Here is a 6,181-nt window from a genome sequence, read left to right as displayed (position 1 = left end):
GCAGACAAGCACGATTTTCATCGAGTTTGTCGACAGTCTGAAAGAATGTTCGGAATAATAACCGAACATTCTTTTTATTTAAATAAGTTTTGAATTTCTAACTTATTTTCATTGATTACTTTAAATTGGCTACTTTCCCTTGTTTCAAAACTATAAATATTTATAAAATTATTATCATAAAAAGTTAATCCATACGTTTGCTTATTATTTTCAAATAGGGATATCCAATAAGATTCGTTGAAACCTTTATCTGACTGTTCATTTTTTCTTAATTCTATCTTAGAAAAGTCATCCATAATTTTTTCTATTTCATTTTTATCAGTCAGAATTATTTCTTCACTGTTTTTTTTGATCTCAATTGAAGTTATCTCTTCTACATTAAATAAAACAATTTCTTCTAATGATGAACTTTTTAAAGTATAAAAATAAATGAATCCGAAAATCCCCAAAACTAATACTAGGGAAAAAATTATGGTTTTTTTCAAGGTTATCCCCCTTTTTTTATAATTCATTACGTATAGAATATTACTATGTCTTCATATAACTAATGTAAGATGTTAATTAAGTGAATGTTTTAATGATATTCATTTTAACATAAAAATACAATTAAATCCTTTAGTTACAAGGTATTTAGAATCTAAAGGTTTCTTGAGCAAATTCTCTTTTACCAATATTTTATCCTGAGTCTAGTCAAAGAGAGCGGGACTTGGCCATTTCATAACCTTTACTTGCCATTCTATATATAGTAAGCTTGAAATATATTACTTTTTTGTATTAACTTCACCCAAGCGGGGAAAGTATTTTGTCTTCTAAACACCCGTTATAGGTTTAATCACTCAAATGCGTATAGTTTATTAGCAATAGCCCATTAGGGAAGTGTTTCTTTAAACATGACCTTAATGGGCTTTTTTTATTTGCGCAAAAACTTTTTTGAGGAGGAAGTTCAATGTCTAAAACGTATGATGATGTATTAATGGATTGGATGTTTTATCGAGAGGAGAAGCTGCAGCTCATTACGGACATTAGGGACCATATGAGAACAGTTTACTTATCCGACAACAAACCAATGATTTTAGCGGTGTCGTTTGGAAAAGATTCATCCTTGGTATTGACACTTTTTCTGGAAATGCTGAATAGCCTTACCCCAGCTGAAAGACAAAAAAAGGTGTATGTAATTTCTGCAGATACATTGGTCGAGACTGAATCAATGTCTTCGTATGTAAGAAAAAACCTTGAAGCTGTCGGAAGGATTGGCAAAGAACTAGGGATTGAAATTTTGCTCAGCGCCCCTAATCCAAAGGAAAAGTTTTTTTTCAATGTGATTGGTAAAGGGCTACCAGCACCAAATGGCAAGTCCCGATTTCGATGGTGCAGTGGAAAGCTCAAGCTCTCACCGATGAATAGAACCATTGAATATATTCTTAAGCAAAGTCCAGTTGATTTTGATATTGTGGATTTTGATGCTACGCTCCTCATCGGCACAAGGTTGGACGAGTCAGTGGCCAGAGCAAATAGTATACGTAAGTTTGAGGTAAGTGATTATTTCTCCAAACACCATACCTATGAGAAATTACGAGTGTATACGCCTATAAAAACGATTACCACGTTTGATCTGTGGATATATCTTGAGAACTTTGTACAGGTATTTCCATGGGGTGAACTTGTTTCGGAACTGAGAGCTATGTATGAGGATGGTAAGGAATGTCCGATTGTTCGTTCTGTTAATGACAAAGCCTGCGGCTCCAATTCCTCTAGAAATGGGTGTTGGGTCTGTCTAATGTCTGGACGCCGCGATGGCATGCTTGAGGCATTAATAGAAAAGGGACATAAGGATGCACCCTATTTAGCAGAATGGAAGGCATTCCTCTTTGATGTAGCAAATGATGTAAGGTACCGGGAGCCGCTTAGAAGGAAGGAATATAGATCCCATCTAAGTGGTGTAGATCAGGGGGAATACACTCCTATAACGATATTCGAAGAGTTGGATCCTTCTTCACACTATTATCATACATTCCAAAGGGCCAAAAAAGGCAATGAGAATGGAGAATTCCGTCCTGGCGGCTTTACTATTACATTACGTAAAATCCTTTTAGAGAAGCTCTTATACACCCAGGAAAAGGTAGGCTATACTCTCATCGAGGAAGAGGAAATCACTTCTATTCTTGAGGCCTGGAATGAGGATGGGTTTGAATTCTCCAGAATAGAGCTCCAACCGGTCAATCATCAATATGATGGATCTATCGTATTTCATCCGGATTGGACCCTTAATACTAAAGAAACTACAAATCCAAATCCCATTTTCTATGTGGAGTACAAGTTTAAATTTGGTTTTGACGATATGATTGCTTATATCAAAGAAAGGCAACAATTCATGAAGGATCAAATTTTTTGCTACTTTGATCATGATGATTTGGTGGATGATGGTTTGGTTTGGAATAAAGCGGTCTTTGTTGTGGCCCGGGAAGACATTCGAACACAAAAAGAGGCAGACGAATATGTTGCTCACTGGCTTTTTATTGATGGATTAGAAGCAATAGGCACTGACGGTAAGCCGTTTAATAAGATGGTCGGGAAAGCAAAAGATGCTGCTATTCATCACTTGCTGCTCGACACCCTTTATGAGGGAATAAAAATGAAAAAAGAAATGGCCAGCTAAGGGCAGAGATTGAGGGAGAGAACTTATATTCTCTCTCTTTATTATTTTTCAGGAGGAATCGAAAGAATGAATTTTATAGCGCTATCCCACACAACCGCTCATACTCGAAAATATACCAATCAGCTTCAAAGAAGCAAAGAACTTTATTGATCAACATCACAGGCATTGTGTGGCCCCTCACGGGCATAAATTCTCGGTTGGTCTATGGGATACAGATGTACTAGTTGGTGTTGCCATAGCTGGTTTACCAATTGCCAGGCACAACAACGATGGATTCCCCCTTGAAATCACCCGCTGCTGTTTAAAAAGCAGTATCTATAAAAACGGAGTATCAAGGTTGATCAGTTCAATCTATCAATGCCATGGGGTACCGGAGGATTGTCACCTATACACTAGATGAGGAATCTGGAGTATCCCTAAGAGCTTGCGGATTTAAACTGGAAGGCCTTAGCAAGGGCGGTTCATGGAATAGCGCATCTCGACCTAGACTTGATAAAGGACCCACAGGGCCAAAGAAAAGATGGGTGAAGCAGATTAGTTAATATGTAATCGCATTTTCTCAAATGAAACTTACCTATGAATATCATATAAGGGAGGAACACAAGATGTTCATTAAAGAGAAACAAGGATTTAAATACCCATTTCAATCTACTAAAAACGGAATTCCTTTAGCTGACCTGGCTGAAAATCAGACTACTTTAGAATTAGTTGCTGAGAATGAAAGCGATAGTTTCTTCTTTCGTGCTATAGAAAAGCAAGGAATCCATTTAAATAACTCACAGCTTCAAGCAGTTAGAACTACAGATGGCCCTGTGTTAATTATTGCGGGAGCCGGTAGCGGTAAGACAAGAGTCTTAACATGTCGGACAGCCTATCTTCTGACCAAAGACGATTTAAAGCCAGAAGAGGTCCTCCTGGTGAGTTTTACAAGAAAGGCAGCCACTGAAATGCTAGAGAGAATTAAACTTTTGCCAGGACTTAGCACCTCCATTGCAAATCGTATAGTTTCAGGAACCTTCCACTCCATTTTCTTGAGATTGTTGAGATCCCATAACTACAGGGCCGATATACTTTCAAATTCCAAATACCAGGAAATCCTTATGACTCAAATACTAAGGGATTTATCGCTGGTTGATAGTTATGAGCCGGAAAGTTTGCTGAGCTTAATTTCACATTTTAAGTCACAAATGATCTTGCCCAGGCACCTAGAAGTAACAACACCAATAGAAAAAGAGATTCAGCATATATACATGGCTTATGAGCAGTTGAAGGAAAAGAAAAACTTAATGGACTTTGATGATATTCTTTTAGAGACCTATTACTTATTAAAATATAATCACGAAGTAAGAGAGCAGTTGCAGAAACGCTTTAAATATATTTGCATTGACGAATATCAAGATACTAACCTAGTTCAGCATCAAATTATGAGACTACTATTAAATAAATCTCAAAATCTACTTGCAGTAGGGGATGAAGATCAAAGCATTTATAATTTTCGTTCCAGCTCCCCGGAATTCATTTTAAACTTGAAACAAGAATTTCCGAACCTAACCCAAATAACGCTTGATACAAACTATCGTTCTACTATCGCGATTGTAGGGCTGGGTAATGATCTCATTAAACATAATACCAAAAGAATTGGGAAAGTATTAAAGGCGACTAAGGAGGCTGAAACAACCCCCATATACCTGAGGCCAAAAGATTCTGATCATGAAGCAAAATTAATTGTTGATAATATTGTTGCTGAAACTCAAAATGGCAACCGACGATTCAAGGATTACACGATTCTCTATAGAATTCACAGTCTGAGCCGGGCAATATGGGATGAATTAGTGCTACAAGAGATTCCTTTTGTTGCACATGGAGTAAAACAAGTATTTTACCAGAATCATATTGTAAAACCCGTTTTAGATCATTTAAGACTATCATTAGACCCAAATAACTTAGACGCAATCTCTGGGGTAGCGCCTTCTATGTATCTAAGTCGTGAGAAAGTGAGTCAACATATAACATCAAACTCTATGGAACAAAAGACGAAAAATAACCTTTTACTTCTCCTAAGGTTTCCCGGGTTAAAACCTTACCACCAAGGAGAAATATTAAATCGTGTGGAGCATATTCGCAACTTAAAAAATATGGCACCCAAAGAAGCCATTAAGTTCATACGAAAGGGCCCCATTAAATATGATGAGTTTCTGAATATGGATGACCGAAAAACTATCACTCTTCATAAAGAATTTTTAATTGAAACATTAGATGAATTAGAGTCAGCTTCTGAAAAATTTACTCGAGTAGAGGATTTCATCCATTTCATTGATACCATTATTGAAAAACATAAAGAAATGGAGCATCTGAAGAAAAATCCAAATGCAGATGCAGTTCAATTAATGACGTTACACTCTGCTAAAGGATTAGAATTTCCTTGTGTGTTCATCATTGGATTCTGTGAAGGAATCATGCCTCACAAAGCTATCGAAAATGCTGAAGACCAAAAAGACAGGGTTAACGCCAATACTTATGCTGAAGCACTAGAAGAAGAAAGGCGCTTAGCCTATGTGGGTGTTACACGTGCTGAAGAAGAATTATTTATCTCCTCTCCTAAAAAATATAGAGGAAAAAATGTAGAAATAAGCAGGTTTTTAAAAGAAAGTTTCCAAGAAAAATAATAAGTAAAAGCGGATCCGTTGGTGGACCGCTTTTATTTATGGAAAGGTTGTCTTCGCATAAATTCTTACTTTATTGAGAGATTTATAAAATTTCATATATTTATAAATTTTGTTAAAATATTACTATAAGTAAAGGGAGGGATTCCATTGGATGATAAAATGAAAGATAAAATAACAACCTGGTTACTGATTGTAATGGTAATTTCACTGGTAGGTTCTTTCGTGTTATTTTTTACAGGTTTTTATATGATTGGGTTTATTGTCGGTGGGGTTTTTATGGTTCTGGCTACCTTTTTAGGGCAATGGTCTTCCGACAAAAATAGAGATTATGTACATAGGAATATACATAATAGCAAAAATAAATGGTAAATGCGTTTGGATAATTTTCCGGGCGTTTTTTTTGTTCATTTTCATGTATCAAATTAGATAACATATTTCAACGCCTCAAAGAACACGTTAAATATGGAATCAATCTATCTTATTTGAAAGCCACAATCTTTACAAAGAGAGCCTATGGAAAAAGAAAAAATACTTAATACACTTTATTTCTCAGCTTATATCCATTAAAATAGGAAGAAAGGTAAGAATTGGAGTTAAATTTTTGGAAAAGGGCTGATAAACATGTCAATTGAAAAAGCCATTGGCAGTGCGAAAGCATCTTTAGCCATATCAGGATTATTTTTAACTCCAGCTGAGGAAATGTTAATTAAGGAACGTTTGGAATGTAAAATAACTGAAGAAGAGTTCCACCAAAGAGTTCTCGGATTATTGGACAATCCAGATAATTAGATATCTCAGATTTTTGATTAAACATCAAAAGTGTTTTATATTATTTTCGTTAAATAAAATTTAATATTTC

At 35.7% G+C, this 6,181-nt stretch carries 5 protein-coding genes and 1 pseudogene; 5 read left to right on the top strand and 1 reads right to left on the bottom strand.

What is annotated here, in order from left to right:
• Positions 1 to 74 precede the first annotated feature (74 nt).
• Entirely contained in the window at positions 75 to 485 is a 411-nt protein-coding gene (locus PBF_RS23335; RefSeq protein WP_035333225.1) for a DUF5301 domain-containing protein, read from the bottom strand.
• 461 nt (positions 486 to 946) lie between these two features.
• Between PBF_RS23335 and PBF_RS23330 the strand changes: the two genes are divergently transcribed.
• From PBF_RS23330 to PBF_RS26620, 5 genes and pseudogenes are all read left to right on the top strand, one after another.
• Entirely contained in the window at positions 947 to 2,656 is a 1,710-nt protein-coding gene (locus PBF_RS23330; RefSeq protein WP_051489004.1) for a phosphoadenosine phosphosulfate reductase family protein, read from the top strand.
• A 100-nt stretch (positions 2,657 to 2,756) separates the two neighbouring features.
• A pseudogene (locus tag PBF_RS27245) lies at positions 2,757 to 3,198 on the top strand (XF1762 family protein).
• Positions 3,199 to 3,261: 63 nt separating this feature from the next.
• Entirely contained in the window at positions 3,262 to 5,322 is a 2,061-nt protein-coding gene (locus PBF_RS23325) for an ATP-dependent helicase (protein ID WP_035333223.1), read from the top strand.
• A 147-nt stretch (positions 5,323 to 5,469) separates the two neighbouring features.
• Complete coding sequence (locus tag PBF_RS23320) at positions 5,470 to 5,691, top strand: hypothetical protein (protein ID WP_035333221.1); 222 nt, start codon at positions 5,470 to 5,472, stop codon at positions 5,689 to 5,691.
• A 252-nt stretch (positions 5,692 to 5,943) separates the two neighbouring features.
• On the top strand, positions 5,944 to 6,111 hold the full coding sequence (locus PBF_RS26620) for a hypothetical protein (RefSeq protein WP_200870089.1): 168 nt from the start codon (positions 5,944 to 5,946) through the stop codon (positions 6,109 to 6,111).
• Positions 6,112 to 6,181: the final 70 nt, after the last annotated feature.

Source organism: Cytobacillus firmus DS1 (genome assembly GCF_000565285.1).
GTDB lineage: Bacteria > Bacillota > Bacilli > Bacillales > Cytobacillaceae > Cytobacillus > Cytobacillus firmus_A.
The sequence above is the reverse complement of the archived record's forward strand: the minus strand, read 5'-3'. Positions and strand labels throughout refer to the sequence as shown.

Bases quoted from the DNA above. Each gene is read 5' to 3' on its own strand.
- PBF_RS26620 (WP_200870089.1), top strand. From the start codon at position 5,944: ATGTCAATTGAAAAAGCCATTGGCAGTGCGAAAGCATCTTTAGCCATA.
- PBF_RS23330 (WP_051489004.1), top strand. From the start codon at position 947: ATGTCTAAAACGTATGATGATGTATTAATGGATTGGATGTTTTATCGA.
- PBF_RS23325 (WP_035333223.1), top strand. From the start codon at position 3,262: ATGTTCATTAAAGAGAAACAAGGATTTAAATACCCATTTCAATCTACT.